This is a genomic window from Streptomyces sp. NBRC 110611 (assembly GCF_001590865.1).
Taxonomy (GTDB): Bacteria; Actinomycetota; Actinomycetes; order Streptomycetales; family Streptomycetaceae; genus Streptomyces.
This window is the reverse complement of sequence record NZ_BBUY01000001.1, coordinates 311,351-336,353: the sequence shown is the minus strand read 5'-3', so window position 1 is coordinate 336,353 and position 25,003 is coordinate 311,351. Positions and strand designations below refer to the sequence as shown.

Here is a 25,003-nt window from a genome sequence, read left to right as displayed (position 1 = left end):
GGTGTGGCCCGGTGCCGGCCGGAATGCCGGAATGTATGGCCCGTTTCCGCCGAACGACCCGGGTGACGGAAAGGTTCCGCCGCCCGCCGGGCCACCGCCTGCCGGGCCGCCGCCCGGCCCGCCGGGCAGGCAGGCGGCGCACGGCGGTCACACGGTGAAGTGCACGATGTCGTCGAGAAACGGGATGCGCAGCCACGGCTTGGGCTGCACCATCAGCGCCAGCATCACGGTCACGAAGCCGAGCAGCCCGTACGTCGCCATGTCCGTGAAGCGGGAGCGCACGGCCAGCATGCCCACCGACGGCACCGCCCACCGCAGCCCCGCACCGGCCAGCAGCGACAGCCCGACGATGATCGCGCCGATCCGGAACACGTCCAGCGCGACGAGCAGCAGCCCGAGCGCGACCCCGCCCATCACGACGAGCAGTGGCCACTGCCGGGCGGGCGCCGGGTAGTCGCCCGAGGCGGCCCGTCCGCCGCCCTCCGGCCGGGCGGTATCGCGGGTCAGCATCGGAAAGCGGCGCGAGGTACGTCCCGGCGTGTGCTCCGGGGAACGTCCCGGCGTGTGCTCCGGGGAGCGCTGCGGGGAACGTCCCCCGGAGCGTTCCGGAGAGCGCTGTGGCTCGGAGGCGCCGTCCGAATGCGCTTCGGCAGCCATGGCTGGCCGTCCTTCCGGTCTCAGGGCTCAGCCGGCCGCGCGCTCGGCCGCCTCGACGACATTGACCAGCAGCTGGGCACGGGTCATCGGGCCGACCCCGCCCGGGTTGGGGGCCACCCAGCCCGCCACCTCGGCGACGCCCGGGTGCACATCGCCGATGATCTTCCCGGCCTCGTCACGGCTGACCCCGACGTCCAGGACGGCCGCGCCGGGCTTGACGTCCTCCGGCTTGATGATGTGCGGCACTCCGGCGGCGGCGACGATGATGTCGGCCTGCTTCAGGTGCGCGGAGAGGTCCCGGGTGCCGGTGTGGCACTGGGTCACCGTGGCGTTCTCCGACTTGCGGGTCAGCAGCAGCGGCATCGGCCGGCCGATGGTGACACCGCGCCCGACGACCACCACATGCGCGCCGTTGATCTCGACGCCGTGCCGCCGGAGCAGCTGGACGATCCCGTACGGGGTGCACGGCAGCGGGCCCTCGATGCCCAGCACCAGCCGGCCCAGGCTCATCGGGTGCAGCCCGTCGGCGTCCTTGGCCGGGTCCATCAGCTCCAGGACGCGGTTGGTGTCGATGCCCTTGGGGAGCGGGAGTTGGACGATGTAGCCGGTGCAGGCCGGGTCCTCGTTCAGCTCCCGTACGACCGCCTCGATCTCCTCCTGGGTGGCGGTCGCCGGCAGCTCGCGCTGGATCGAGGCGATGCCGACCTGGGCGCAGTCGCGGTGCTTGCCGTTGACGTACCAGCGGCTGCCCGGGTCGTCACCGACCAGGAGGGTGCCGAGGCCGGGCTCCACACCCTTGGCCTTGAGCGCCTCGACGCGCACGGCGAGCTCTGACTTGATAGCGGCTGCGGTGGCCTTGCCATCCAGGATCTGGGCAGTCATGACCCCATCCTCCCGGATGAGGGCGGCCACGTTCCAATCAGGGCGGACGCGAGCCCTCCGGCACGACTCGTCCGGCCACTCCGGGACGCCCTGCTGCGCTGCTCAGGAACGGTCGCACCCGGCCTTGTGGCCGAAATTGATCATTGCACTTGAACAACAGCAGGAGCTCTTGACTGGACAGACTCAACGTGCAACTAGAAGGATTGCCGTACAGTGCCGCAGGCTTCGTCGGGGGGTGGCCAGTGAAATCTGTTTTTCCTCCGAGTCATGCCGCGTCGTCCCCCACTGACCCAACGGAGGAAAACAGCAGATGAGTTTCGGTGACCCGAACAACCCCTACGGCCAGCAGCCGCCGCAGGCCCCGTACGGCCAGCAGCCGCCGCAGGCTCCGTACGGGCAGCAGCCCCCGGCCGCGCCGCAGGGCCAGCCCGGCTACGGGTACCCGCAGCAGACCCCGCCGCAGGCCCCGTACGGCCAGCAGCCGCCCGCCGCGCCGCAGGGTCAGCCGGGCTACGGCTACCCGCAGCAGCAGCCGGCGGCCCCGTACGGGCAGCCGGGTATGCCGGGGATGATGCCGGGCATGCCGACCGGCTACGCGAGCTGGGGCGCCCGGGTCGGCGCGTACTTGATCGACGGGCTCATCATCGGTGTGATCCCGGCCATTCTGTACTTCATCGGTATCGCCGTGGCGGCCGGCTCGGCGTCCTCGTACAAGGCCCCGGACACCTCGTCCTGCCCGCCCGGTGACTACCAGTGCATCAGCGACGCCTACAACCAGGCCTCGACGGCCAGCGCCAGCTTCCCGGTCGGCGCCGTCATCCTCTTCCTTCTCGCCGGCATCATCACCCTCGTCGCGGCGCTCTTCATCGTCGCCAAGGAAGGCAAGACGGGCCAGTCGCCGGGCAAGAAGGCGCTGGGCATCATGCTGGTCAAGGAGACCACCGGTCAGCCCATCGGCTTCGGTATGGCCTTCGTGCGCAAGCTGTGCCACTTCCTGGACGGGCTGCCGTGTGACCTCGGTTACCTGTGGCCGCTGTGGGACGAGAAGTCCCAGACGTTCGCGGACAAGATCGTCGGCACGGTGGTCGTCAAGACCAAGTGAGCCGGTCCGGGGCGCCGCCCCGGCCCGCCGCGCTCCTCTCCTCGAAGGCCCCCTCGCAACCAGCGATCGGGGCCTTCGTGGCTCCGTTCAAGTCGCTTGAAGGGCACCGCTCGTGAGCTACCCCAACCAGAACCCCTACGGTCCGCCGCCGGGCCAGCAGCCCGGCTACGGCTACCCCCAGCAGCAGCCGGCACCAGCGCCCGCGCCTGCACCCGCGCCCGGCCCATACGGCCCGTATGCGGGCGGCGCCGGGATGCCCGGTATGGCCGGGATACCCGGGATGCCGCAGCCGCCGTACCCGATGGTGATGCCCGGTGCGGTCAAGGCCGCCCGGGTGATGCTGTTCGTACTCGCCGGCCTGAACCTGATCGGCCTGATCCTCGCCGTGGCGGGGCTCGGCGGCGTCAGCAAGGCCTCGCACAACGCCTCGCCGTACGCCGGCCAGGACGCCATCACGGCGTTCAACGTCGGCAAGGGCCTGCTGATCGCAGCGATCGTGGTCATCGTGATCTTCACCGCGGCCGCGATCACCCTGGCCGCGCAGTTCGGCAACGGCGGCAGCGGCGTCCGCATCGGCACCATCGTCTTCGGCGTGGCCAACACCATGCTGAGCCTGTTCAGCTTCCCGTTCGGCCTGGTCCACACGGTCCTGGGCGTCCTGGTGCTGGTCTTCGTCGCCAAGGACGACGGCAACGCCTGGTTCAACCGCCCGCGTTACTGACACCACCGCGCCCCCGCGCCCACCGCGCACCATCGAGGCCCGCACCGGACACTGGCGAATTCCCGGCGCGGGCCTCTCCGCTGTCCGCGTCCGCGCGCCCGGCTCCCCAGCAGGCCGTGTCCGCGTCCGACTCCCAGCAGGCCGTGTCCGCGCCCTGTAACAGCTCGCCACCAATCGGGGCGTACCGGCAACACCGGGCCCGACGCAGGCCCTAGCCTTCCCGGTGGAATTCCTCGGGGGAGGGGACGACACATGGACAGTGTCATCGTGGTTCCCGCACACTGCACCGGACCCGCCGGCCAGATCCGGCTCGGACCGGGCCAATCTCTGCTCTTCGGCCGGAGCCCGGCACCGCCGGCCTGGCCCGACCCGCCAACCCGGCCCGCACCGGGGGCCGCACCGCCCCACTGCCACCGGCTGACCCTCGCGCACCCCGGGGTCTCCCGTACGGCCGGCGAGATCACCGCGACCGGCTCCTTCTGGACCCTGAGCAACCGCAGCGTCCGGCAGACCTACGTGGTCGAGAACCCGGAGGGAGCGGGCGAACACATCAAGGTCGCCCCCCGGCGGGCCGACGCACCCGTCCCGTTCGAGTTCTCCCGGGTCGTCCTGCCGGCCGGCGATGAACTCGTCACCTTCGACGTCTGGGCGCCCCGGCACGACTACTTCGACGAGGCGCAGCTGGTATCCGGCGCCGCGGACCACGGCGACGCCACCGCCCTCGCCTTCCCCCTCGACCGCGGCAAGCGCTACTTCCAGGTCCTCGCCGCCCTGTGCGAACCCCGGCTGCGCGGCGCCCCGCACGCGCCGCTGCCGACCGTCGACCAGGTGGCCGAGCGGCTGCGCCCGCTGTGGCCGGCCGCCGGGCGGGCCTCCGTCCAGTGGAACATCGACTATCTGGCGGTCAAGCTGCGTCTCAAGCAGCCGCCGGAGGCGGTCGCCGGCGGCCCGCGGCTCAACGGCAAGAAGGAGTCACTGGTCTCACTGGCACTCCGCTTCGATCTGGTACGGGAGGACGAACTCGCCGTACTGGACGGCGGCGAGTCGACGTCGGTATCGAGCGCGCCGGAAGGGGGTCGGCGCCCATGACGTACCGTCACCATGACGGCGTTGACGGGACGGACGAACACTTCGCCGTGCCGGTCCCGGCCGGGTACCGCATCGGCCGGTGGGAAGTTCGCGAGCCGCTCGCGTCGGGGGCGTTCGGGAGCGTGTACGCGGCGCGGGCAATACGACCGGACCACAACGCCCTCGACGACAACACCCCCGACAACACCCGTACCCGTATCCGTACCGGTGCTGGCACTGGCACTGACGCCGGCACCGGCGCCGGCCTCGGTGACATCACCGAAGCGGCGCTGAAGTTCCTGCCCACCGGCACCCGCACCCCCCGCCAGCTCCGCCACCTCCAGGACCTGGCCCGGCGTGAACTGGAAGTACACCGCAAGCTCCAGCGGCCGCGCCTGATCCGTATGTACGAGGCGCTGACGGTCGACGATCCCGCGCAGCCGGCGCTGGACGGCGCCACCGTCCTCGTACTGGAGCGCGCCGAGGGATCGCTGGACGCCCTGCTGCGCCGCTCCCCCGCCGGACCGCTCGCCGCCGGCCCGGCCCTGCTCACGCAGGTCTGCGAGGGACTGGCACAGATCCACCGCGCGGGCTGGGTGCACGGCGACCTCAAACCCGCCAACGTGCTGCTGATGCCGGACGGTTCGGTACGGCTCGGCGACTTCAACCTCGCCGCCGAAATGGACGGCACGCACGCGTACGCCCCCGTATTCGCCACGCCCGACTACACCCCGCCGGAGCTGCTCTGGTCGGAGATCAGTGAGCAGGGGCGGCAGATCCGGCCGACCGCGGACATCTGGGCCTTCGGGGTCCTCGCCCACCTCCTGCTCACCGGGGCGCTGCCACTGCCCGGCGGCACCCCGGCCGCCCGCCGCGAGGCACTGCTACGGGTCGCCCGCGGCCAGGACGAGCTGCGCCTCTCCCCCGAACTCCCGGAATCCTGGCGGGAGATCGTCACCGACTGCCTGGCCCCGACCCATGCCGCCCGGTCCGTCCACGACACGGCGTCCCTGCTGCGACGCGTCGAGGAGGCGGCCGGCACCGGGCCCTCGCCGCGCCTCCCCCGCCTCCGCCCGCGCCGTATCCGCCGCCGGCGCACCTGGGCGGCCGGCGCCGCCGCCACGGTTCTGCTCGTGGCCGGGGGTACCGCCCTGGCACTGCATGACGCTCCCCCGGACCCCGCCGAGTACGGAGCCGAGGAACTCCGTACGGACCGGAACATCCCGGTCGCCTACCGCAAGCCGATCGTCGACGCCGCCCACCGGTGCGAGAGCAGGGACGTCAGCCCGGCCTTGATCGCCGCCATGCTCAAGACCGAGTCCGACTTCGACCCGGACCTGTCCGATCCGGTCAAGAACGAATACGGCATCGCACGCTGGACCCCGTCCGTCCTCTACTACTGGCTACCCGAGGCCCAACGGCCGGCCGGCGGAGTGAAGGCCGTACAACCGCCCTTCCCGCCGAACGTGTCCATCAAGGCCATGGGCCGCTACCTCTGCGAGATCTCCCGCTCGCTCGCCCGGGACCTCAAGGGCGACCGCAAGGTCCTCGCCGCCGCCGCGTACCGCACCTCGGTGAAGACGGTGAACCTGGCCGGCGGGGTACGCGCCAAGGAACGGCGGTACGCGGACCAGGTCGCCCATTGGCTCAAGGCGTATACACCGAAGGTAAGTTGAGGACGGCCGCCTCCCGGCATCAGGCCATACCATGGCACGACATCGCATGACGTGGCGTGGCGTGACATGGCATGGCCTTCCCTGGCCCGGCCCGGATCACTTGCAGCGCGGAATTCCCGGCACCGGCTTCCAGTTGTCCCCGCCCTTGAGGAAGACGTCGGAGACCCAGCCCTTGTTCGGCAGGTAGGTCCACCAGTTGTTCTTGTACTTGCCGTAGACCACCGTGCCGCCCTTCACCTGGCAGGTGGCCCGGTGGTTGCCGGACAGGTGCCTGGTGCGGATCTTGTACTTCCGGGCGGGCCCGTACCGCGCGTTGACGTCGGTGGCCCACAGGCGCGCCGTGGCCTGCGGCACCGCTGCGGTGACGGTCTCGGCGGCAGGCGCCGCGCTCGCCGCATTCGCCGCCGGTGCCATCGCGAGCATCCCGGTGGCCGCCGCCCCGGCGACCAGGAGGGCGCCGGCCCGCTTCGGAGTCGTGAGCATCATGTCTCTCCCCGTTCCCATGGTTGATGGCTCTCGTACGACCCGTTGCCCGGGCCGCGTTCGGACACCACCAGAGAACCGGCAGCGGCGGCGGGGCGGTACCTCAGATGTCCGAGGTACCGCGCCGCCGCCGAAGGGGCCACCGTGAAGGACGTACGAACGAAGTCCGGTCAGCGGACGACGCGTACGTCAGCGGGAGAAGCGCCGGTCAGTGGAAGAAGTGCCGGGTGCCGGTGAAGTACATCGTCACGCCGGCCTTCTTCGCGGCCTCCACGACCTGCTCGTCACGGATCGAACCGCCAGGCTGGACAATGGCCTTGACGCCGGCCGCGATCAGGATCTCCGGGCCGTCGGGGAACGGGAAGAACGCGTCCGACGCGGCGTATGCGCCGCGCGCCCGCTCCTCCCCCGCCCGCTCGACGGCCAGCCGGCAGGAATCGACGCGGTTGACCTGGCCCATGCCGACGCCGACCGAGGCGCCGCCCTGGGCGAGCAGAATCGCGTTGGACTTCACCGCACGGCACGCCTTCCAGGCGAAGGCCAGCTCGGCGAGCTCGGTCTCCGACAGGGCCTCGCCGCTGGCCAGGGTCCAGTTCGCCGGGTCGTCGCCGTCGGCCTGGAGGCGGTCGGTGACCTGGAGCAGTGCGCCGCCGTCGATGGGCTTGACCTCGACGGGGTTGGCCGGCGCTCCCTCGGCCCGCAGCACGCGGATGTTCTTCTTCCTGGCCAGGACCTCGACCGCGCCGTCCTCATACCCGGGGGCGACGATGACCTCGGTGAAGATCTCGGCGACCTGCTCGGCCATCGCGACCGACACCGGGCGGTTGACGGCGATGACGCCGCCGAACGCGGACAGCGGGTCGCAGGCGTGCGCCTTGCGGTGGGCCTCGGCGACATCGGCGCCGATCGCGATACCGCAGGGGTTGGCGTGCTTGATGATCGCGACGCACGGCTCGTCGTGGTCGTACGCGGCCCGGCGCGCGGCGTCGGTGTCCGTGTAGTTGTTGTACGACATCTCCTTGCCGTGCAGCTGCTCGGCCTCGGCGAGACCGCCCTCACCGGTGACGTACAGCGCGGCGCCCTGGTGCGGGTTCTCGCCGTAGCGCAGCACGTTCTTGCGGGTGTACGTGGTGCCCAGGAACTCGGGGAGGGCCCCCGTGGCAGAGCCGCTGTCGGATTCATCGGATTCAGATGCCGTGTCGGCGGCGTACCCGTCCAGGAACCAGGAGGCCACCGCCACGTCGTACGACGCGGTGTGCTGGAACGCCTCGGCGGCCAGCCGCTTGCGGGCGGCCAGGTCGAAGCCGCCGTCCTTGACCGCGGCGAGGACGTCGGCGTACCGCTCGGGGCTGGTGACGATGGCCACGGACGGGTGGTTCTTGGCGGCGGCGCGAACCATGGACGGGCCGCCGATGTCGATCTGCTCGACGCACTCGTCGGGGGTGGCGCCGGAGGCGACGGTCTCGCGGAACGGGTAGAGGTTCACGACGACCAGGTCGAAGGGCTCGACGCCCAGCTCGGCCAGCTGCTCGCGGTGCGACTCCAGGCGCAGGTCGGCGAGGATGCCGGCGTGCACACGCGGGTGGAGGGTCTTGACCCGGCCGTCCAGGCACTCCGGGAAGCCGGTGAGCTCCTCGACCTTGGTGACCGGCACCCCGGCAGCGGCGATCTTCGCGGCCGTCGATCCGGTCGAGACGAGCTGGACGCCCGCCGCGTGCAGGCCCTGCGCCAGCTCCTCCAGCCCGGACTTGTCATAGACGCTGACCAGCGCGCGCCGGATGGGGCGCTTGGCGTCTGCGGTGGCCTTCGTACCTTCGGTGGCGGTCACGAGATACGTACCTTTCGTCCCTCAATGCGGTAGCCGTGCCGGGCCAGACGCCCCACGACCTCGACGAGCAGTGATCGCTCGACATCCTTGATGCGCTCATGCAGCGCGGATTCATCGTCCTCGTCCCGGACCTCGACCACGCGCTGGGCGATGATCGGGCCGGTGTCGACCCCGTCGTCGACGAAGTGGACAGTGCATCCGGTGACCTTCGCGCCGTACGCGAGCGCGTCGCGCACGCCATGGGCACCGGGAAAACTCGGCAGCAGCGCCGGATGGGTATTGACGGTCCGGCCGCCGAAGCGGGCCAGGAACTCCTTGCCCAGGATCTTCATGAAACCGGCCGAGACCACCAGGTCGGGCTCGTACGCGGCGGTCGCGTCGGTGAGCGCCGCGTCCCAGTCGGCGCGGCTGTCGTAGTCCTTGACCCGGCGGACGAACGTCGGGATCCGCGCGGACTCGGCGCGCTGCAACCCCGTGATGCCGTCGCGGTCGGCGCCGACGGCCACGATCTCGACGCCGTACGCCTCCGAACCCTGCTCGGCGATGGCGTCCAGCAGCGCCTGCAGATTCGTACCGGAACCGGACACGAGGACGACGACCCGGGCCGGACCGCCGGACGGGTCGGACGGGACGGACGGGACGGGGGCTGATGACGAGGCCACGATGGGGCTCTTTCCGATCTCACGTCGTTGGTCACTGATCACTGGCCGCTGGCCGCTGGCCGCTGGTCACGCGTACGGCCATGCCCATTTGTGTGGTCGCACAAATCCGCGGGTACGGCAAAACCGGGCGACCCTACGAAGGCACCGACCGCCAGCAACGATACCGGCACACCGAACGGCCCCCACGGGACGGGGGCGAAGCCGGGAGGTAGCGTCAGGCGTAAGACTGCATGCATGCAGTGCGCGTGCAGGACAGCAGTGCAGTACGTGGGAACCCGTGCGCCGGCCACGAGGGCCCGCGCACGGACGAGACAAGGGGAAGACGCACTCCAGATGACGGACCGACGCCGCCGCGCGGCCCTCCTGCTCCCGCTGCCCGCCACCTCCCCGGGGGCGGTGCTGCTGCGGGATCGCAAGTCTCCGTCCTCTTCCCCCGAGCCGTCCTCCCCTCCCTCGGGATCCCCCTCCGGCCCCTCGGGGTCGTCGCCCTCGCCCGCTCCGGGCTCCGGCCAGGACACCCCGGACGCCCCGGACAGCCCGGATACCCCAGTCAGCCCGGACGGCCCGGACAACCCCTTCGCCCCGCCGCCGGCCGACGCCCCCGACCAGGAATGGCGCCCCCGCTACCCGGCCTCGCACACCCACGGCCACGGGCAGGGCCAGGGCCAGGACGGTAACGGCGACAGCAACGGCAACAGCAGCGACGAGCACCCGGCACGCGAGGACGGCAGGTCGGCACCGACGGCCTGGGGCAGCCAGTGGAGCCCCCGCCAGCCGGGCCGGCAGAGCGGCGGCGGCTTCGGCACCCGCCCGGGCGGCCGCAACGGCCAGCAGAACAACCCCGGCGGCCCCGGCAACCTGCGCTGGGACCCCACCGACCCGCTCCAGCGCCGGGCCCGCTATGCGCTGCTGGCCGGCATGTGGGCGTTCTTCTTCGCCCTCCTCTTCGGCCTCCCCGAGGTCTCCCTGCTCCTCGGCGCGCTGGCGATCTACTGGGGCATCAGCTCCCTCCGCGGCAAACCGGACGCCGCGAGGACCGCCACCGCGGCGACCACCGCTGCCATGGAGGGCCGCCGGCCCGCCACCGACGCCGCCCCCACCCCGGGCCGCCCGCCCGGCACCCCGCCGAGCCCCGCCCGCCCCCAGGCCACCGCCGCGATCGCCGGCCTGGTGACCGCTTCCCTGGCCCTGATGATGGTGGCCGCGACCTTCACCGTTCAGATCGTCTACCGCGACTACTTCAACTGCGTGAACGACGCCCTGACCCGGTCGGCCAGCAAGTCCTGCGAAAACCTCCTCCCCGAGAAACTCCGCCCCCTCCTGAGCACGGCCATGGAGAAGTAGCCCCCCGACGCGCCCCGGAGGCGCACGCTCCTGGTCCCGTGCGGCCGGTCACCGCACCAGCAGGTCGATCACGCCCGTCAGGTCCTCCTCCCCGCCGCCCTCGGCCAAGCGGCGCTGCATCAGCGCGAAGTACGGGCCGAGCAGCTCCGGGCTGACACCCTGCTCCTCGGCGGTCGTCAGGAAGGTCGGTGTGCCGGCCACCTGCATGGCGAGATTCGAGACCACACCCTTGGTGTAGTCGCCGCTCCGCAGCTGGTCGGCGGTCTGGTGGACCGACGGGGCCATCGCGACGAGCCAGTCGGCGAGCAGCGGGGCGAGCGACGCGGGGTCGATGTCCTCCTTCCGGATCAGGGCGAAGGCGTGCGCGGCCCCGGCGAACATCCCGTACATGGCGCTGAGCAGGGCCACGTCGTGCAGGGCCGCGAAGCCCGGGTCCGCCCCGACGTAGGTGGTGCCGGCCGGGACGCCCAACGTCTCCCGATGCCGCTCGAACAGATCCCGCGAGCCGCTGTAGAAGACGTAGCCCCCGGCCTCCGGCACACCGATCATCGGCGGGACGGCCATGATCCCGCCGTCCACATAACGAGCACCGCGCTCACGGGCCCACTCGGCGCGGGCACGGGCCTGGGCGGGGGTACTGGTGATCAGGTTGACCAGGTCCTTGCCGGCCAGGTCGGCGCCGACCAGCACCTCACCGACCGAGGCGTCGTCCAACAGACACACCACGACCAGCCCGCTCGCCGCGACCGCTTCAGCGGCACTGCCCGCGACCCTCGCCCCTTCGGCGGCGAGCGCCTCGGCGCGGGCCGGGGTGCGGTTCCAGACGGTGAGCGGGTGGCCGGCGGCGAGCCAGGTACGGGCCAGCGCGGTACCCATCGCACCGAGGCCCAGCAGCGTGACAGCGGTCTTCTCAACAGTGTTCTGTGCCATGCCGATTAGGCTGTCCACAGACCCGAAGACGATCAAGTACGCACTTCGGAGTGGGCGCTTACCCCAGGGTGAGCAAGCAGGTCAGAGGGGTGGAGCATGGCGACGCTGAACCGGCCAGGGGCACCGGACGGACACATCTGCGGGATCGATGCGGCGATGGAGGTGATCGGCGGCAAGTGGAAGGTGCTGATCCTCTGGGCACTGCACGAGCACCCGTACCGCCGCTTCGGCGAGCTGCGCCGACTGCTTCCGGGGATCACCGAGAAGGTGCTCGCCTCCCACCTGCGCGAACTGGAAGCAGACGGGATCGTGCACCGCGCCTCCTACGACGAGGTGCCGCCCCGCGTCGAGTACTCACTGACCGAAAACGGCGCACGCCTCAATGACGCACTCCAGCCACTGGCCGCCTGGGGACGCGAACAGCCGACCACTCGACGGCCGGAGAACACCGCGGACTGACCTCCGGCACCCCGCCTCCGACGCGCCTTCACCCTCCCCCGCCCCCTGCCGCACACATTCTGAACCGATCAGTACAATCAATCCCACATTACGTACCGATCGATCCAAAATCTGATCCGAGGAGATCTCATGCCACCCACATACGCGGCGAACGCACTGGCAGGCAAGGTCGCACTGGTCACCGGCGGCTCGCGCGGCATCGGAGCAGCCACCGCCCGGGCACTCGCTGAGGCCGGTGCGGACGTGGCGATCAGCTACGCCGCTTCCGCGGACAAGGCCCTGGAGGTCGTCCGGGAGCTCGAAGGCCTCACCGTCCGCGCCGCCGCATACCAGGCCGACCAGGCGGACCCTGCCCAAGTCGCGGGCCTGGTGGCCACCGTGGCCGAGGACTTCGGCCGCCTCGACATTCTCGTCAACAACGCCGGCGTGAGCGTCAACGGCGAGGTCGACGCCCCGGAGCCCGACACCGCCGCCTTCGATCGCCAACTCGCGGTCAACATCGGTGGCGTGACGTCGGCGATCCGGGCCGCGTCCACCCTCCTCGGCGAGGGCGGGCGCATCATCACGGTCGGCTCCGGCCTGGCCAGCCGCCCCTCATTCCCCGGCGTTGCCGACTACGCGGCGACCAAGGCCGCGATCGTCGCGTACAGCAAGGGCGCCGCCCTCGACCTGGCCCCGCGCGGCATCACCGTCAACGTCATCCAGTCCGGCTCGGTGACCACCGACATGAACCCGCAGGACGGACCGACCTCGGAGGTCCAGCGTGCCGCCAACGCCATGCGGCGCTACGGGTGCCCCGAGGAGATCGCGGCCGGCATCGTCTTCCTGGCCAGCCCCGCCGCCTCCTTCATCACCGGCACCACTCTCAACATCGACGGAGGCTTCTTCGCCTGACTCACGGACCAGACAGAAACCGCCTGGAACACGCACCCGGCAACGGCTACGATCGACGGCAGCACCGCGTGTCGGTCACCGACTGGGTGAGGCATGGAGGTGCCAGGAGATGCCCTTGGAGGCATTCCTTGTCAGTTGAGCTGAATCACACGATCATCCATGCCCGGGACAACCGGGAGTCCGCCGAGTTCTTCGCGAACCTGCTGGATCTTCACATCACCTCCGAGTGGGGCCCGTTCATCGCGGTCGGCCTGAGCAACGGCGTCACGCTGGACTTCGCCACGATCCCCGCGGACCGGATCACCCCGCAGCACTACGCCTTCCTGATCTCGGAGGAGGAGTTCGACGCGGCGTACGCGCGGATCACAGCGCGCGGCATTGAGCACTACGCCGACCCGCACGGGCAGCAGCCCGGCACGATCAACCACAACGACGGCGGCCGCGGCGTCTACTTCATGGACCCGGCAGGCCACGGCATGGAACTCCTCACCGTGCCGTACGGCGGCTGGCCTTCGTAGGCACCCGCACCGAGGGCCGCGTCCCGTGTCCCGCGTCACGGGGCGCGAGACGCGGCCCTCAACGCCACCGGCTCACCGCACCCCGCTGATCCTCCGCAGCATCTCCAGGAACTGCTCCCGCTCGGCCGCCGACAGCGGGGCCAGGAGTGCGTCGTTGGCCCACTCCCCCGCCTTCGTGCACTCCTCCAGGCACCGCTCACCCTCGGCCGTAAGACTCACCGCGTTCTTACGGCGGTCGACCGGATCGGGAGCGCGGACGACGAAACCCGCCGCCTGAAGATCGTTGAGGATGCCGACCACGTCCTTCGGGTCGAGCGAGACCGTCCTGCCCAGTTCGGCCTGGGCAACCGGACCGAGATCCGCGACGGCAGCAAGGACCACGTGGTGCCACATCTTCATGTCGTGTCGCGCGAGCGCCTCCGCGACCAGGCCGCGCCCACGGGCCGCCGCCCGGCCGAGAAGCCAGCTGGGAAGAGCACGGATCCGGCTGGGCGCCGACGGGTTCTCTGCCATGCACAGCAGCGTACGACAAAACGTTGGACCTCCCAACGACCTCTCCCTTATCATTGGGATCCCCAATGAACCCCAAGGGCGTCGAGACAAGGCCATCGGAAGGCGAGGCGACCGCGCATGCGACGCATTCGGTACGAACACAGCGGCGGACCCGAAGTCTTGTTCCAGGAAGAGGCCCCAGCCCCGGAGCCCGGAACCGGTGAACTGCTCATCCGGACCGAAGCAATCGGCGTCACGCTCCCCGTCGTACGCAAAGTACGCGAGGGCACGCAGCCCGTCCCGCTCGGCGGCGAGCTGGCCGGCGAAGTGGTGCGCGTCGGCGAAGGGGTGAGCGGATACGCGCCGGGCGACCGGGTCACCGGCCTCTGCTTCGGGCACGGGTACGCGGAGTACGCACTGCTGCACACCGCGATGGCCTCCCCTATCCCGACGGGCGCCACCGCCAGGGACGCCGTCGCGCTGGTGCGCAGCGGCGTGGTGGCACTCGGCGCTCTGGAGGCCGCGCGCCCCGAGAAGGGCGAGTCCGTTCTGGTCACCGCGGCGGCGAGCGGCGTCGGCCACCTCGCCCTGCAGCTGGCGAAGTTGAGGGGTGCCTCGCGCGTCGTCGCCGCCGTGGGCGACCCCGCCAAGGCGGACTTCGTACGCGCCCTCGGCGCCGATGCCGTGGTGGCGTACGAGGAGGAGAGCTGGGGCGAGCCGGTCGACATCGTGCTCGACGCGGTCGGCGGCGCACTGCTCACACCCGCCGTCACAGCCCTCGGGCCTGGTGGACGGCTGGTCGCGTACAGCTCGGGCGGCGGCACCATCGAGGCGTACGACCTCCTCGTGGGCGGCAAGTCGGCCATCGGGTTCCAGGTGGCGATCGTGGCCAGGAACCAGCCGCAGCGCTACGCAGGATGGATCGAGCAGCTGTGGCGGCTATTCGTCGACGGGGCACTGCGGCCCACGATCCACGCGGAGTTCGCCCTCGCGGACGCGGCACGAGCACACGCGACGATCGAGCACCGAACCAACCGGGGAAAGGTCATCCTGGTGCCCTAGGCGTGTCCGATGGGTCAAGGGGGCAGGGGTCAGAGGGGCAGGAGGTCGGCCGGTCACGCCGTTCCCCGATGCCCGCAGAGCCGACAGCAACTGCTCGGCGAGGCCTTCACCGGAATGAGCAGCTTGTCGTCGTTGAAGCCGAACGCCTCGGCCGTCGCGGCGAGATCCCTCTCTCCCACATCGACCGCCATCCGCGCGAAGACGTTGTGGCACGCATACCGCAGCGCCGTGCGAAGGGAGGCGTTCTCGCAATGGGCACGATCACCGGTCAGCCTCTTGCCGCTGCCCGGCGGAACGCAGGAGGCGGACTGTGCGTCGCCTCGTCCACCGAGGAGTACAGCCCCTTCTCCAGAGCCGCCGCCGCGACGACGAGATGGAACGCATCCCCCAGAGGCGCGGAATCCCGCACAGCCCGGTTCCGCAACGGTTCGCTCTCGTCATTGTTCAGCTTCAACCAGGCGGCCTGATCCACCGTCATATATCCGCTGAAGCTCCCCGTCCGTATAGGTGCGCCGATACGGGACCTTCGGACGCCCCGACGACTGGGAGCCGGTGATCGCCCGGTCCCCGACGACGATGTTGCCCAGACCGGCCTCCGGGGACCCCGGCAGCGACCCGCTTCTCGCCCGCCGCGCCGGGCGACTTCCCCGGGCCGGTATCGGCGTCCCCGCCTGCCCCACAGCCCGACAAGGGAACCGAGAGCAGCGCACAACAGAAGCAGCGCTACAACGGAAAGAGCCCCGCCCATGCGCCACGGGCGCACGAACGGGGCCGATCTGGGGCTTAGGCCAGGCTGATTCCGGCCTGAGCCTTGATCACGTCCACGGCATCACTGGTGAGCCACCTGAGCGGTACGACGGTCCAGCGATCACTACCGGGCTTGCGCATCACGACGGCCTTACCGTCCTGCACCAGCTCACACCGCATGAACCCGTGATCGCGCTTCAGATCGTCCGCCAGGTGCTCACCGTGGATCATCCTCCGCCTACTCCCCTTCGCGCTCCGCGTCGTCCGCCATGGACGTGTGCACGTCGCCGTTCTGAGAGACACCCGTATCGGGATCCGTGGCCTGACCTTGGTTGCCTTGCGCGTCCCAGGGTTCCCCCGCGTTCTCGAAGTCCTTCCTACCCATTCTTGTGCTCCTTCCGGTTTGCCGCTGCGGCGACACAAGGACCGCCCCCGTGCCGTTGTGCGACCCACCCCGGCCGGGCGCTCGACTCTCCAACCGGGGCGGGAGATTCATCGGTTGCTCAGCTGTGGACGCCCCACACAATGTGTTCCCGGATCTTCATGCCGGCGATGACGGCCACCCCGAATTCCCCCCGGTCACGCGCCTGGTGGCGTTCCTCGGACTCCGCTGCACACGTGTCGCAGCCCGGGACGGGTTCCGGGTCGAGGTCACGGCGGCTGTACGGCCAGGGCAGCTCCACGGGCTTCTCCTGGTAGCCGCTCATCGGCGAGTCACCGCCTCTGGCATCGACTCCAGCAGCACCGCCAGGCGCTCGGCCTCAGCAAGGGGCATCGAGGGCGGGGCGATCCGGTCCGGCCCGTTGCGGGTCACCGAGACGAGCGAAGGCTGAAGATCGAATCCCACTCGCCGGAACGCCCGGTCCAGGCGCTCTCGAACGCTCGTCGCTGCCCATGCCATCTTCGCCGCCATGATCACGCTCACCACCCTCTGTAGTGGAATTGCTACCGAGGGGCCTCAGCGTGGCCTAGAGTCGGGCATCGTTCAACGCGTCGGATGGTGGAGGAAGGGCCGGTGAATGCCCGTTGAATCGCAAGGAGTTGAGCCCGGAGAGTTCTCCCCGGGCAGCCTACGGGGCACGTCTGCGCAGCTTGCGGGAGGCGCGTGGCTGGACTCAAGATGAGCTTGCCGAACACATGGAGTATTCCAGCGTGCACGTTTCGGCGGTTGAAGTTGCTCGGAGACCTCCAACTCTACGTTTTTCGCGTAGGGCAGACCGGGCCTTCGGCCTCGAAGGATCGGCAGACACGTTCGAGCGTCAGTGGCATGAGCTCCGGCGCGGCAGCCTGTTGGAGGGCTTCCCGGAGTACGTCGGGTACGAGGGCCGGGCGGCCGAGATCCGGCTGTACGAGGTGGGCGTGATCCCTGGCCTGCTCCAGACCCCGGAGTACGCGTCGGTACTCGCCCAAAGCGCCGTCAAGCGCGGGGCGATCACGCCCGAGCAGGCAGACGAACGGGTCTCGCTCGTAGCAGAGCGCCAAGCTGCACTGGTTCGGCCACATCCACCGTTGGTTTTCGTGGTGCTGGATGAAAGCTGCATCCGTTGGCCCGTCGGGGGATGCGCCGTCATGGACGCACAGTTTGCGCGTCTGGTCGAGTTTGCGGAGATGCCGAACACCGTGTTCCAGGTGGCACCGTTCGACATGGGAGAGCGCCGAACGGTCAGGTTGCCGATCACCGTGCTGACGCTGCCGGATCGCTCGCTCATGTCGTACGCCGAGTCCGCGCAACGGGGTCGTCTCGAACGGGAAAGCACCTCGGTATTACCCATACTGACGGCCTACCATCAGTTGCAGGCCGACGCGCACTCCCAGGCTGCTTCTGTGACCTTGATCAACGAGTTACGAAAGGGCACCCCGTGACCAACTCTTCCCTCCGATGGGTCAAATCTTCCTACAGCGACAACGGTGGCCAGTGCATCGAGTGGGCGCGGGATCATGCAGTTGCTTCCGGCGTCGTCCCCGTCCGCGACAGCAAGGACCCGCACGGCCCGGCACTCGCCTTCTCCGCCTCGTCCTGGTCCTCGTTCGTGACCAACATCAAGGGCGGCGCACTCCCGACCGTCTGACTCCTTACGGCACTCCAGCCCCGCTACCTCGCGACAGGTGGCGGGGCTCTTTGGTGACGGGCAGGGCTGCTATCCGTAGCCGCGTTCGAGAGCCGACCGCGTCAGACCAGCTCGTCTGCAAGCAGATCCATCAGCAGACCGTCCTGCCAGGCGCCCGTCCGGTGATTGCGCCCGTACGCGCGCATGATCCCCACGGGTTTGAACCCGACCTTGCTGTAACAGCGGATCGCCGCGGTGTTGGCCACAGCGGGATCGATGGTCAGCCGGTGATGGCCGCGTTCCTGCACCAGCCATCGGGCCAGCGTGCGCACCGTATCGGCACCGAGCCCCTTCCCGTGGCGCTTCGCCGTCAGGAAGATATCGATGCCGGCATGACGAAACTCGGGATCGGTCTCTTCGTCGAACTGGACGGCACCGATGACCTCACCCTCGAAGACGACGGCCAGCATGCCCTCATAGCCGTCTGGGGGCGACCACCACGCCGCGACTTCCGGTTCTCGTACGACCCTTTCGAGGATCTCAGTATCGCCATCGGTCACCGGCCGCAGCACGACCTTGTCCCCATGCAGCTCCATGCCCTCATTCTCCCTGAGCGGTGAAGGCACCTTCAGCCCAAGCGGCCCCTCGCCACGTCACGAGCTGATCCGCTCAATAGCCGACCACCTCGACAGGGGCACCCCGGGAGGGGCATTTCCACCCAACGCTCAGCGCATCGTCGGACCTCGGACTGGGCCGTTGATCAGGCGTGGATGTCAGTGGGGTCTGGCAGAGTCCCGTCCATGCTGCAGGCGTGTTTGAACGGTGCCCGCGACCGTGGCGAGTGCGGCACTCTCCCGGTGACGCCTCAGGAGTTGGCCGCACAGGCGCAGCGAGCTGTTGCCGCTGGGGCTGAGGACGTGCATCTGCACCCCAAGGATGCCGATGGCCGTGACTCTTTGGAGCCTGGACTGGTAGGTGAGGCAGTCATGGCGGTGCGTGCTGCTGTGCCGAAGAGTGTGCAGGTCGGAGTCACCACGGGTGCCTGGGCGGTACCCGATCCTCAGCGTCGGGCTGACCTCATCCGCAGCTGGGTGATTCTGCCCGACCACGCCTCGGTGAACTGGCACGAGCATGGTGCTGAGGCGGTGGCCAGTGTGCTGCTGGACCTTGGTATCGGCATCGAGGCCGGCATCTACTCCGGTACCGACGCGGCCCGCAGATTCCTTGCCTCACCGCTGTCAGCCCGGGTACTGCGAGTACTCGCCGAAGTGACCGACACCGACCCCCGTACGGCCGTAACTACGGCTGCGAGTCTGGTGAAAGAGCTGAGTGATGGGCTCGCAGCGCCCGTGCTGCTGCATGGAGAAGACGGCGGAGCCTGGCCTGTCCTTGAGGCCGCTGCGCGGCTTGGCCTGGATACCAGGATCGGCCTTGAAGATGTCTTGGTGCTGCCTGACGGGGCGACCGCTGGCGACAACGCTGCCTTGATCGACGCCGCGCGGAAGTTCCTGGATAGCCAGGGAGGGCAGCATCTCTGGGTCGGCAGATGAGCCGACCGGCACCTCGAACTGGGGCGCTCACCTGGGAACTCGCCAGACGCCGAAGCGGCCTTCGTCTGCGGGGCCGCCACGCTGCCGCTCACGTCGTCGCTTCGTCGGACTGTCCGTCGCCGATCCCGGGCCCTGTTGCCGTGGCATCGTCGCGCCCCGCTGCCGTGGCGTCACCGGCACCGCGCCCCGTTGGCGTAGCGTCGCCATCCGCGTGTCCCGCCGTTCCCGTCGTGGCGTCCCCGGCCTTCCGGCGTGCTCGGAGGTGCCAGGCTCGGAGGGCGAGGGTGGTGGGGATGCCGGTGAGGGCCGTCCAGGCGGCTGCGGCGAGGCCGGTGCGCCACCAGCTCGGGCCGAAGGTGGCAAGGGCATCCGTGCCCAGTGCGCCGCCGGAGAGTGCGGCGAGTGCTGCCGTGAGTGTGCCGCAGAGGCAGGCCGCGAGGACCGTCGTGCAGGCCGTGGTCCATGGTGTCCAGGGGTGGGCCGGATCTGTCGTCAGGGGCGCCGTCGAGGTTGCCGTCACGTTTGGGGCAGGGCTTGGTGCTGCGGCGGTGCGGGCGAGATGGCGGGCGAGCAGGACGCCGGCGGCCAGCGGGATCGCGGCCACGGTCCAGGTGAGCGGGGCTCCCGGGCCCGGGGCCGGTACGCCGGCGAGGAGCGGGAGATGGGGCATCGCCGGGTGCGCGGTGGCGCCGAGCGGTGCGATCGTGCTGCCCGCGCCGAGGGTGAAGCCCGGGCCCAGTCCGTAGGAGGCGCCCCAGATGGCCGCGTTCGGGAGCAGGAGGAGGCAGAGCAGGAGGGCCGTGGCGCGGCTCGGCCAGTCCGGGGCGAGCTGGAGGAGGTCCTGGTACACCCGGTCCCCGTGCAGGACGAGTGCGAGGACGGTGAGCAGGGCGCCGCAGGTGAAGAGGGTGAGCAGGGCGGCGCCGGCGGCGCGTTGGGCGGCGGCGAGGCGGCCGCCCAACAGGCTGCGGAGCAGGAGACGCCGGAGTGAGCGGAGCAGGGCACGGAGGAGGCGACGGACACGGGCGGGTGGGCGGCAGCGGGAGCGGAAGCGGCGCAGCCGGGCGGCCGCTCGGGGCCGGGAGTGCCGGAGCCAGGAGGGCAGCAGGGCGGCGGCGGCCGGGCCCAGGATGTGGCTGGTGCCGGTCGGCCGGAGGAGGTGCCAGGTTCCGGCGGGGCCGAGGATGTGCCAGGTCGTGGCGGTGAGGATGGCAACCGTGGTGATCGGTACGTACAGCAGGACGCTGAGCGGGTCGGCGGCCAGTTGGCCGGTGGAGGCGTAGAGCAGCGCGCCGGCCACGACCAGCAGATAGCCGCCGAGGAGCGCGCCGAGCAGGGTGCGCGGTGGGAGCATATCGGCGCTGTGGCGCGGCGCCGACGGGTGCGGACCGGGGGCGTCGGGGTCGGCGATCGCGGTCGCCAGGGTGTGGCGGGCGGCCCGGTACAGCAGCCAGACGGGGAGCACGGTGAGCAGCAGCGGCGTCACCGCGACCGGGGCCGGGAGGCCGGGAGGGGACGTGGTGCGGACGAGGTCGCCGCCGTGCGCCAGGAGCCACAGGTCGGCGGCGAGGTGCAGGGCGCGGGAGGGGCCGCTGTCGGGGTACGGGGAGGCGACCCAGAGCAGCAGCACGGCGACCGTCAGCGCGCCGAGGCCGAGGCCGGCGGCTGTGACGCCGCCGAGGAAGGCCGCGCCGATCGCGGAGGAGCGCCGGGCGGCGGTCCGGCCGTACGAGGAGAAGGTGGCGCCGCGGTCGATCAACTGGCTCACGCGGCCATGCTGCCAATAACACCTGTTTTGTCCCTGTACTGGGCAGATGGTCGACGTGTCGTGGGTGGCGAGTGTGACCGGGCGTGGCCGGCGGGTGTGTCGAGGTGAGTGCGGCGGGGCGGATTTTCAAACTGCTGGTCATGTCTTGCCCCAGCGCCAGGAGGTGCCCGTGAACCGGCGGGACGAGATGCCCGTGAGCCGGCGGCGGGAGGCGGCCCCGGCCGCGGCTGCCTTCGACGAGCTCTGTGTGCGGCACGCGGCCGCGTTGATCCGGCAGACGTACCTGCTCACCGGGCGGCCCCGGCTCGCACGGCGGGCGGTGGAGCGGGGGTTCCGGCTGGCGTGGCAGCGATGGCCCGAGGTCGCGGCGGCCCCGGACCCGGCGGGGTGGGTGCGGGCGGCGGCGTACGAGTACGCGCTGACGCCCTGGCACCGGCTCTGCCCCGGGCTGCGGACCGCGCGGAGCCCGGAACGCCTGCCGGGCTCGGCGTCCGTACAGCCCGCCGGCCGGCCGCTGGGGCCCGCGGGCCGTGCGCTGCTGGAGGCCGTACTGGCCCTGCCCGCCCCGTATCGGCGGGTGCTGTTGCTGCATGACGGGGTCGGCCTCGGGCTTCGTGCGACGGCGGCCGAGGTCGAGGCGAGTGGGGCGGCGACGGCGGGGCGGCTGGCGTACGCCCGGCAGACGATCGCGGTACGGCTGCCGGAGCTGGGGCTCGGCGGGCAGCCTCCGGAGCGGCGGGGCGACGTCGTACGGGGTCGGCTCGGTGAGCTGCTGACCCGGGTGGACGCGTTGCTGGCGGCGGAGGAGGTGGAGCCGCCGGGCGGAGCGGGGATCCGGGCCGACGGCGAGCGCGGGGCCCGCCGGACCACGCTCGCGGCGCTCGGGCTGACGGGGCTGTTCGTCCTGGTCACCCTGCTCGCGATGGTCGTAACGCCGGGGCACGGTGCGCGCCCGCGCCCGTGGGAAGGTCCGCGGGTGGCGGTCCCAGCCGAGCCGCGCGTGGCAGTCTCAGCAGAGCCGCCGGTGATGTTCTCAGCAGAGCCACGCGTGCCCGTCCTGGCAGAGCCGGGGGTGATGGTCTCAGCAGAGCCGCGCGTGGCAGTCCCCGCCGTGCCGCACGCCCCGGCCGGACCGGACCTCCCAGCCCCGGCGGACGTCCCGGCCGACCCGCCGGGCAGCCCCGGACAGCCCCGGCTCAGCCCCGATCTGCGATGAGCCGGCCACGTACGTGCCGGAATCACGTGCGTACCGGAATACGGCCCCGGGCCCGTGCCCACCGTGGTGGGTACGGGCCCGGGGCCGTTTCCCCTAAGGGGGACTCGAACAGATCCCCTAGGGGACGCAAGCACCCCCTGCGGGTCCACAACGAAGCAGGTCCGCGTGGTATTTCCGAAGGACCTCAGCCGCTCAGAAACTCAGCCGTTCAGGAACTGGCCGCTCAGAAACTCAGCTGCCGGTCAGGGACTCAGCCGTTCAGGATCTGGCGGGCCAGGACTGCCGTCTCCGACGGGGTCTTGCCGACCTTGACGCCGGCGGCCTCCAGGGCCTCCTTCTTCGCCTGGGCGGTGCCGGAGGAGCCGGAGACGATGGCGCCGGCGTGGCCCATGGTCTTGCCCTCGGGCGCGGTGAAGCCCGCGACGTAGCCGACGACCGGCTTGGTGACGTTGGCCTTGATGAAGTCGGCCGCGCGCTCCTCGGCGTCGCCGCCGATCTCACCGATCATCACGATCAGCTCGGTGTCGGGGTCCGCCTCGAACGCCGCGAGGGCGTCGATGTGCGTGGTGCCGATGACCGGGTCGCCACCGATGCCGACGGCCGACGAGAAGCCGATGTCGCGCAGCTCGTACATCATCTGGTAGGTCAGCGTGCCGGACTTCGACACCAGGCCGATGCGGCCCGGCTTCGTGATGTCGCCCGGGATGATGCCGGCGTTGGACTGACCGGGGGTGATCAGGCCGGGGCAGTTCGGGCCGATGATGCGGGTCTTGTTGCCCTTGGACTTCGCGTACGCCCAGAAGGCGGCGGAGTCGTGGACGGCGATGCCCTCGGTGATCACGACCGCGAGCGGGATCTCGGCGTCGATGGCCTCGACGACGGCGGCCTTGGCGAAGGCCGGCGGCACGAAGAGGACGGAGACGTCGGCGCCCGTCTTCTCCATCGCTTCCTTGACGGAGCCGAAGACCGGGACGGACGTGCCGTCGAAGTCGACCTCGGTGCCGGCCTTGCGCGGGTTGACGCCACCGACGATGTTGGTGCCGTCACCGAGCATCAGCTTGGTGTGCTTCATGCCAGTGGCACCGGTCATGCCCTGGACGATGACCTTGCTTTCCTTGGTGAGGAAGATAGCCATGGTGTTGGAGTCCCTCGTCCCTTACTTCGCAGCCGCGAGCTCGGCGGCCTTGTCGGCCGCGCCGTCCATGGTGTCCACGCGCTGGACCAGCGGGTGGTTGGCGTCCGACAGGATCTTGCGACCCAGCTCCGCGTTGTTGCCGTCGAGGCGGACGACCAGGGGCTTGGTGACCTCTTCGCCCTTGGACTTCAGCAGCTCCAGGGCCTGGACGATGCCCTTGGCGACCTCGTCACAGGCGGTGATGCCACCGAAGACGTTGACGAACACGGACTTGACGTCCGCGTCGCCGAGGATGATCTCCAGGCCGTTCGCCATGACCTCGGCGGAGGCGCCGCCACCGATGTCGAGGAAGTTGGCGGGCTTGACGTTGCCGTGCTTCTCGCCGGCGTAGGCGACGACGTCGAGGGTGCTCATGACGAGGCCCGCGCCGTTGCCGATGATGCCGACCTGGCCGTCGAGCTTGACGTAGTTCAGGCCCTTGGCCTTCGCGGCGGCCTCGAGCGGGTTGGCCGCGGCCTTGTCCTCGAGGGCCTCGTGCTCCGGCTGGCGGAACTCGGCGTTGGCGTCCAGCGAGACCTTGCCGTCGAGGGCGAGGACGTCACCGCTGGCGACCTTGGCGAGCGGGTTGACCTCGACGAGGAGCGCGTCCTCCTTGACGAAGGTGTCCCACAGGGTGACGAGGACGTCGGCGACCTTGCCGGCGACCTCGGCCGGGAACTTCGCGGCCTCGACGATCTCGCGGGCCTTCTCCGGGGTCACACCCTCGTTGGCGTCGATCGGGGTCTTGGCGACGGCCTCCGGGCGCTTGGCCGCCACCTCCTCGATGTCCACGCCGCCCTCGACGGAGGCGATGGAGAGGAAGGTGCGGTTGGTGCGGTCGAGGAGGAAGGAGACGTAGTACTCCTCGGCGATCTCCGGCGCGGTCTCGGCGATCATCACCTTGTGGACCGTGTGGCCCTTGATGTCCATGCCGAGGATGTCCGTCGCGCGGGCGACGGCCTCGTCCGGGGTGGCGGCCAGCTTCACGCCACCGGCCTTGCCGCGGCCGCCGACCTTGACCTGGGCCTTGACGACCGACTTGCCGCCCAGTCGCTCCGTCGCCTCGCGCGCCGCCTCAGGCGTGTCGATGACTTCACCGGCCAGCACCGGTACACCGTGCTTGGCGAAGAGGTCCCTCGCCTGGTACTCGAACAGGTCCACGCGCGTCCGTCCCTTGTCTTCTCAGAATCGCCGTAGTGATCGCGGTTCGTTCGTCTGCGATGGGCGTGCCGCGAAGGGCAACGTGACGGCGCTGTCACAGGGGAGGCGTACACGGTGACCGGATACGCGGCATGTCCGTCTCGCAGGTTATCGCCGCAGGACCTGAGGCCCTAAATCACAGATCACACTCCAGCGGTGATTACGGTCACAGATCCCGGGCCGCACGCCCCGTGTTCACCCGGCCACCCATCGTCACTCACTGTGACGAAGGGGTCGCGGACAAGGTTGCGGGAGAGCGGGAATCCGGTTGGGAAGAATGTGCGACGCGCCCGCACAACACCTTCGCAGCCGGAGGCCGGAAAGAGCCTTGTCCGATCAACTCCCCCTATTGCACACTGCGTTGAGCACTTTCGCATCAGGAGTCACAAGCCGGGGTCGTAGCCAGTCGTCATCAGTCGCAGCCAGATGTGCGCGCTCCGGGCTTGGTCCCGTGCGGGCGTCCGGCAGCCCACGGACCGCTCGCACCGGATGCAGACGGGGGAACTTGATGAGCGGTGGGGG

General features: G+C 70.4%; 30 protein-coding genes. 13 read left to right on the top strand and 17 right to left on the bottom strand.

All coding sequences use genetic code 11. From position 1 onward, the window contains the following. Positions 1-147: 147 nt before the first annotated feature. A complete protein-coding gene (locus tag AZE13_RS01460) occupies positions 148-657 on the bottom strand; it encodes a DUF3017 domain-containing protein (protein WP_079123582.1) in 510 nt (169 codons plus the stop codon). Positions 658-684: 27 nt separating this feature from the next. Further along, complete coding sequence (locus AZE13_RS01455; RefSeq protein WP_066925804.1) at positions 685-1,539, bottom strand: bifunctional methylenetetrahydrofolate dehydrogenase/methenyltetrahydrofolate cyclohydrolase; 855 nt, start codon at positions 1,537-1,539, stop codon at positions 685-687. Between the two features lie 310 nt (positions 1,540-1,849). Here AZE13_RS01455 and AZE13_RS01450 point away from each other — a divergent pair, with 310 nt between their 5' ends. The 4 genes from AZE13_RS01450 (at position 1,850) to AZE13_RS01435 (ending at position 6,106) form a co-directional block, all read left to right on the top strand. Next, on the top strand, positions 1,850-2,641 hold the full coding sequence (locus AZE13_RS01450; protein WP_066925801.1) for an RDD family protein: 792 nt from the start codon (positions 1,850-1,852) through the stop codon (positions 2,639-2,641). Between the two features lie 112 nt (positions 2,642-2,753). Then, the gene (locus tag AZE13_RS01445; protein ID WP_066925798.1) at positions 2,754-3,362 is read left to right on the top strand and encodes a hypothetical protein; all 609 of its coding nucleotides are present in this window, start codon (positions 2,754-2,756) and stop codon (positions 3,360-3,362) included. Between the two features lie 252 nt (positions 3,363-3,614). Then, positions 3,615-4,451: a hypothetical protein gene (locus AZE13_RS01440; RefSeq protein WP_066925795.1), complete on the top strand. Its 837-nt coding sequence runs from the start codon at positions 3,615-3,617 to the stop codon at positions 4,449-4,451. After that, positions 4,448-6,106, top strand: a complete 1,659-nt coding sequence (locus tag AZE13_RS01435) for a serine/threonine protein kinase (RefSeq protein ID WP_066925792.1) — start codon at positions 4,448-4,450, stop codon at positions 6,104-6,106. Before AZE13_RS01440 ends, AZE13_RS01435 begins: the two co-directional genes overlap by 4 nt. Before the next feature lie 96 nt (positions 6,107-6,202). Here the strand turns inward: AZE13_RS01435 and AZE13_RS01430 are convergent, their stop codons facing one another. The 3 genes from AZE13_RS01430 to purN all read right to left on the bottom strand — a co-directional run bounded on the left by AZE13_RS01430 (position 6,203) and on the right by purN (position 9,079). Next, positions 6,203-6,592, bottom strand: coding sequence for a hypothetical protein (locus AZE13_RS01430; protein ID WP_066925789.1), 390 nt, complete (start codon positions 6,590-6,592; stop codon positions 6,203-6,205). A 205-nt stretch (positions 6,593-6,797) separates the two neighbouring features. Beyond that, the gene (gene purH / locus AZE13_RS01425) at positions 6,798-8,417 is read right to left on the bottom strand and encodes a bifunctional phosphoribosylaminoimidazolecarboxamide formyltransferase/IMP cyclohydrolase (protein WP_066925786.1); all 1,620 of its coding nucleotides are present in this window, start codon (positions 8,415-8,417) and stop codon (positions 6,798-6,800) included. Further along, positions 8,414-9,079 carry a phosphoribosylglycinamide formyltransferase gene (purN, locus tag AZE13_RS01420; RefSeq protein ID WP_066925783.1) on the bottom strand — a complete coding sequence of 222 codons (666 nt, stop codon included), beginning with the start codon at positions 9,077-9,079 and terminating at the stop codon, positions 8,414-8,416. The genes purH and purN overlap by 4 nt, the downstream gene beginning before the upstream one ends. A 333-nt stretch (positions 9,080-9,412) precedes the next feature. Between purN and AZE13_RS01415 the strand changes: the two genes are divergently transcribed. Continuing rightward, positions 9,413-10,423, top strand: coding sequence for a hypothetical protein (locus tag AZE13_RS01415; RefSeq protein ID WP_066925780.1), 1,011 nt, complete (start codon positions 9,413-9,415; stop codon positions 10,421-10,423). Positions 10,424-10,471: 48 nt separating this feature from the next. Here the strand turns inward: AZE13_RS01415 and AZE13_RS01410 are convergent, their stop codons facing one another. Continuing rightward, a complete protein-coding gene (locus AZE13_RS01410; RefSeq protein WP_066925777.1) occupies positions 10,472-11,353 on the bottom strand; it encodes an NAD(P)-dependent oxidoreductase in 882 nt (293 codons plus the stop codon). Positions 11,354-11,449: 96 nt separating this feature from the next. Between AZE13_RS01410 and AZE13_RS01405 the strand changes: the two genes are divergently transcribed. From AZE13_RS01405 to AZE13_RS01395, 3 genes are all read left to right on the top strand, one after another. Further along, positions 11,450-11,812 (top strand): winged helix-turn-helix transcriptional regulator, encoded by a 363-nt coding sequence (locus tag AZE13_RS01405; RefSeq protein ID WP_066925773.1) that lies wholly within the window; start codon positions 11,450-11,452, stop codon positions 11,810-11,812. 129 nt (positions 11,813-11,941) lie between these two features. After that, a complete protein-coding gene (locus tag AZE13_RS01400) occupies positions 11,942-12,706 on the top strand; it encodes an SDR family NAD(P)-dependent oxidoreductase (RefSeq protein WP_066925770.1) in 765 nt (254 codons plus the stop codon). 128 nt (positions 12,707-12,834) lie between these two features. Next, the gene (locus AZE13_RS01395; RefSeq protein WP_066925767.1) at positions 12,835-13,224 is read left to right on the top strand and encodes a VOC family protein; all 390 of its coding nucleotides are present in this window, start codon (positions 12,835-12,837) and stop codon (positions 13,222-13,224) included. Positions 13,225-13,296: 72 nt separating this feature from the next. Here the strand turns inward: AZE13_RS01395 and AZE13_RS01390 are convergent, their stop codons facing one another. Then, positions 13,297-13,737, bottom strand: a complete 441-nt coding sequence (locus tag AZE13_RS01390) for a MarR family winged helix-turn-helix transcriptional regulator (RefSeq protein WP_066925764.1) — start codon at positions 13,735-13,737, stop codon at positions 13,297-13,299. A 117-nt stretch (positions 13,738-13,854) separates the two neighbouring features. On the opposite strand from AZE13_RS01390, the gene AZE13_RS01385 reads away from it, so the two are divergent. Then, a complete protein-coding gene (locus tag AZE13_RS01385) occupies positions 13,855-14,778 on the top strand; it encodes a zinc-binding alcohol dehydrogenase family protein (protein ID WP_066925761.1) in 924 nt (307 codons plus the stop codon). A 53-nt stretch (positions 14,779-14,831) separates the two neighbouring features. Here AZE13_RS01385 and AZE13_RS36655 read toward each other — a convergent pair whose 3' ends face one another. The 6 genes from AZE13_RS36655 to AZE13_RS01370 form a co-directional block, all read right to left on the bottom strand. Further along, positions 14,832-14,969, bottom strand: a complete 138-nt coding sequence (locus tag AZE13_RS36655; RefSeq protein ID WP_181690218.1) for a hypothetical protein — start codon at positions 14,967-14,969, stop codon at positions 14,832-14,834. Positions 14,970-15,046: 77 nt separating this feature from the next. Then, positions 15,047-15,256 (bottom strand): hypothetical protein, encoded by a 210-nt coding sequence (locus AZE13_RS36195; RefSeq protein WP_147264588.1) that lies wholly within the window; start codon positions 15,254-15,256, stop codon positions 15,047-15,049. 305 nt (positions 15,257-15,561) lie between these two features. Continuing rightward, positions 15,562-15,756, bottom strand: coding sequence for a hypothetical protein (locus AZE13_RS01380; RefSeq protein WP_066925758.1), 195 nt, complete (start codon positions 15,754-15,756; stop codon positions 15,562-15,564). A 7-nt stretch (positions 15,757-15,763) separates the two neighbouring features. Then, positions 15,764-15,910, bottom strand: a complete 147-nt coding sequence (locus tag AZE13_RS36650; RefSeq protein WP_181690217.1) for a hypothetical protein — start codon at positions 15,908-15,910, stop codon at positions 15,764-15,766. Positions 15,911-16,028: 118 nt separating this feature from the next. Beyond that, positions 16,029-16,232, bottom strand: coding sequence for a hypothetical protein (locus AZE13_RS01375; protein WP_066925755.1), 204 nt, complete (start codon positions 16,230-16,232; stop codon positions 16,029-16,031). Continuing rightward, complete coding sequence (locus AZE13_RS01370; protein ID WP_147264587.1) at positions 16,229-16,453, bottom strand: hypothetical protein; 225 nt, start codon at positions 16,451-16,453, stop codon at positions 16,229-16,231. Before AZE13_RS01370 ends, AZE13_RS01375 begins: the two co-directional genes overlap by 4 nt. A gap of 98 nt (positions 16,454-16,551) precedes the next feature. On the opposite strand from AZE13_RS01370, the gene AZE13_RS01365 reads away from it, so the two are divergent. Beyond that, the gene (locus AZE13_RS01365; RefSeq protein WP_066925749.1) at positions 16,552-17,388 is read left to right on the top strand and encodes a helix-turn-helix transcriptional regulator; all 837 of its coding nucleotides are present in this window, start codon (positions 16,552-16,554) and stop codon (positions 17,386-17,388) included. Continuing rightward, positions 17,385-17,594, top strand: coding sequence for a DUF397 domain-containing protein (locus AZE13_RS01360; RefSeq protein ID WP_066925746.1), 210 nt, complete (start codon positions 17,385-17,387; stop codon positions 17,592-17,594). Before AZE13_RS01365 ends, AZE13_RS01360 begins: the two co-directional genes overlap by 4 nt. A 101-nt stretch (positions 17,595-17,695) precedes the next feature. Here the strand turns inward: AZE13_RS01360 and aac(6') are convergent, their stop codons facing one another. After that, the gene (gene aac(6'), locus AZE13_RS01355) at positions 17,696-18,169 is read right to left on the bottom strand and encodes an aminoglycoside 6'-N-acetyltransferase (protein WP_066925743.1); all 474 of its coding nucleotides are present in this window, start codon (positions 18,167-18,169) and stop codon (positions 17,696-17,698) included. A gap of 204 nt (positions 18,170-18,373) precedes the next feature. On the opposite strand from aac(6'), the gene AZE13_RS33585 reads away from it, so the two are divergent. Further along, entirely contained in the window at positions 18,374-19,123 is a 750-nt protein-coding gene (locus AZE13_RS33585; RefSeq protein WP_079123581.1) for a 3-keto-5-aminohexanoate cleavage protein, read from the top strand. An 88-nt stretch (positions 19,124-19,211) separates the two neighbouring features. Here AZE13_RS33585 and AZE13_RS35350 read toward each other — a convergent pair whose 3' ends face one another. After that, the gene (locus AZE13_RS35350) at positions 19,212-20,891 is read right to left on the bottom strand and encodes a DUF6350 family protein (RefSeq protein WP_066925737.1); all 1,680 of its coding nucleotides are present in this window, start codon (positions 20,889-20,891) and stop codon (positions 19,212-19,214) included. A 187-nt stretch (positions 20,892-21,078) separates the two neighbouring features. On the opposite strand from AZE13_RS35350, the gene AZE13_RS36645 reads away from it, so the two are divergent. Further along, positions 21,079-22,107 (top strand): hypothetical protein, encoded by a 1,029-nt coding sequence (locus tag AZE13_RS36645; protein WP_411293918.1) that lies wholly within the window; start codon positions 21,079-21,081, stop codon positions 22,105-22,107. Between the two features lie 250 nt (positions 22,108-22,357). Here the strand turns inward: AZE13_RS36645 and sucD are convergent, their stop codons facing one another. Next, a complete protein-coding gene (gene sucD, locus AZE13_RS01335) occupies positions 22,358-23,242 on the bottom strand; it encodes a succinate--CoA ligase subunit alpha (RefSeq protein WP_066925719.1) in 885 nt (294 codons plus the stop codon). Between the two features lie 21 nt (positions 23,243-23,263). After that, complete coding sequence (gene sucC, locus AZE13_RS01330) at positions 23,264-24,442, bottom strand: ADP-forming succinate--CoA ligase subunit beta (RefSeq protein WP_066925716.1); 1,179 nt, start codon at positions 24,440-24,442, stop codon at positions 23,264-23,266. Between the last annotated feature and the right edge of the window lie 561 nt (positions 24,443-25,003).

Bases quoted from the DNA above. Each gene is read 5' to 3' on its own strand.
- AZE13_RS01460 (WP_079123582.1), bottom strand. From the start codon at position 657: ATGGCTGCCGAAGCGCATTCGGACGGCGCCTCCGAGCCACAGCGCTCT.
- AZE13_RS01455 (WP_066925804.1), bottom strand. From the start codon at position 1,539: ATGACTGCCCAGATCCTGGATGGCAAGGCCACCGCAGCCGCTATCAAG.
- AZE13_RS01450 (WP_066925801.1), top strand. From the start codon at position 1,850: ATGAGTTTCGGTGACCCGAACAACCCCTACGGCCAGCAGCCGCCGCAG.
- AZE13_RS01440 (WP_066925795.1), top strand. From the start codon at position 3,615: ATGGACAGTGTCATCGTGGTTCCCGCACACTGCACCGGACCCGCCGGC.
- AZE13_RS01435 (WP_066925792.1), top strand. From the start codon at position 4,448: ATGACGTACCGTCACCATGACGGCGTTGACGGGACGGACGAACACTTC.
- AZE13_RS01430 (WP_066925789.1), bottom strand. From the start codon at position 6,592: ATGATGCTCACGACTCCGAAGCGGGCCGGCGCCCTCCTGGTCGCCGGG.
- AZE13_RS01415 (WP_066925780.1), top strand. From the start codon at position 9,413: ATGACGGACCGACGCCGCCGCGCGGCCCTCCTGCTCCCGCTGCCCGCC.
- AZE13_RS01410 (WP_066925777.1), bottom strand. From the start codon at position 11,353: ATGGCACAGAACACTGTTGAGAAGACCGCTGTCACGCTGCTGGGCCTC.
- AZE13_RS01405 (WP_066925773.1), top strand. From the start codon at position 11,450: ATGGCGACGCTGAACCGGCCAGGGGCACCGGACGGACACATCTGCGGG.
- AZE13_RS01400 (WP_066925770.1), top strand. From the start codon at position 11,942: ATGCCACCCACATACGCGGCGAACGCACTGGCAGGCAAGGTCGCACTG.
- AZE13_RS01390 (WP_066925764.1), bottom strand. From the start codon at position 13,737: ATGGCAGAGAACCCGTCGGCGCCCAGCCGGATCCGTGCTCTTCCCAGC.
- AZE13_RS01385 (WP_066925761.1), top strand. From the start codon at position 13,855: ATGCGACGCATTCGGTACGAACACAGCGGCGGACCCGAAGTCTTGTTC.
- AZE13_RS36655 (WP_181690218.1), bottom strand. From the start codon at position 14,969: ATGGCGGTCGATGTGGGAGAGAGGGATCTCGCCGCGACGGCCGAGGCG.
- AZE13_RS36195 (WP_147264588.1), bottom strand. From the start codon at position 15,256: ATGACGGTGGATCAGGCCGCCTGGTTGAAGCTGAACAATGACGAGAGC.
- AZE13_RS01380 (WP_066925758.1), bottom strand. From the start codon at position 15,756: ATGATCCACGGTGAGCACCTGGCGGACGATCTGAAGCGCGATCACGGG.
- AZE13_RS36650 (WP_181690217.1), bottom strand. From the start codon at position 15,910: ATGGGTAGGAAGGACTTCGAGAACGCGGGGGAACCCTGGGACGCGCAA.
- AZE13_RS01375 (WP_066925755.1), bottom strand. From the start codon at position 16,232: ATGAGCGGCTACCAGGAGAAGCCCGTGGAGCTGCCCTGGCCGTACAGC.
- AZE13_RS33585 (WP_079123581.1), top strand. From the start codon at position 18,374: ATGCTGCAGGCGTGTTTGAACGGTGCCCGCGACCGTGGCGAGTGCGGC.
- AZE13_RS36645 (WP_411293918.1), top strand. From the start codon at position 21,079: ATGCCCGTGAGCCGGCGGCGGGAGGCGGCCCCGGCCGCGGCTGCCTTC.
- sucD (WP_066925719.1), bottom strand. From the start codon at position 23,242: ATGGCTATCTTCCTCACCAAGGAAAGCAAGGTCATCGTCCAGGGCATG.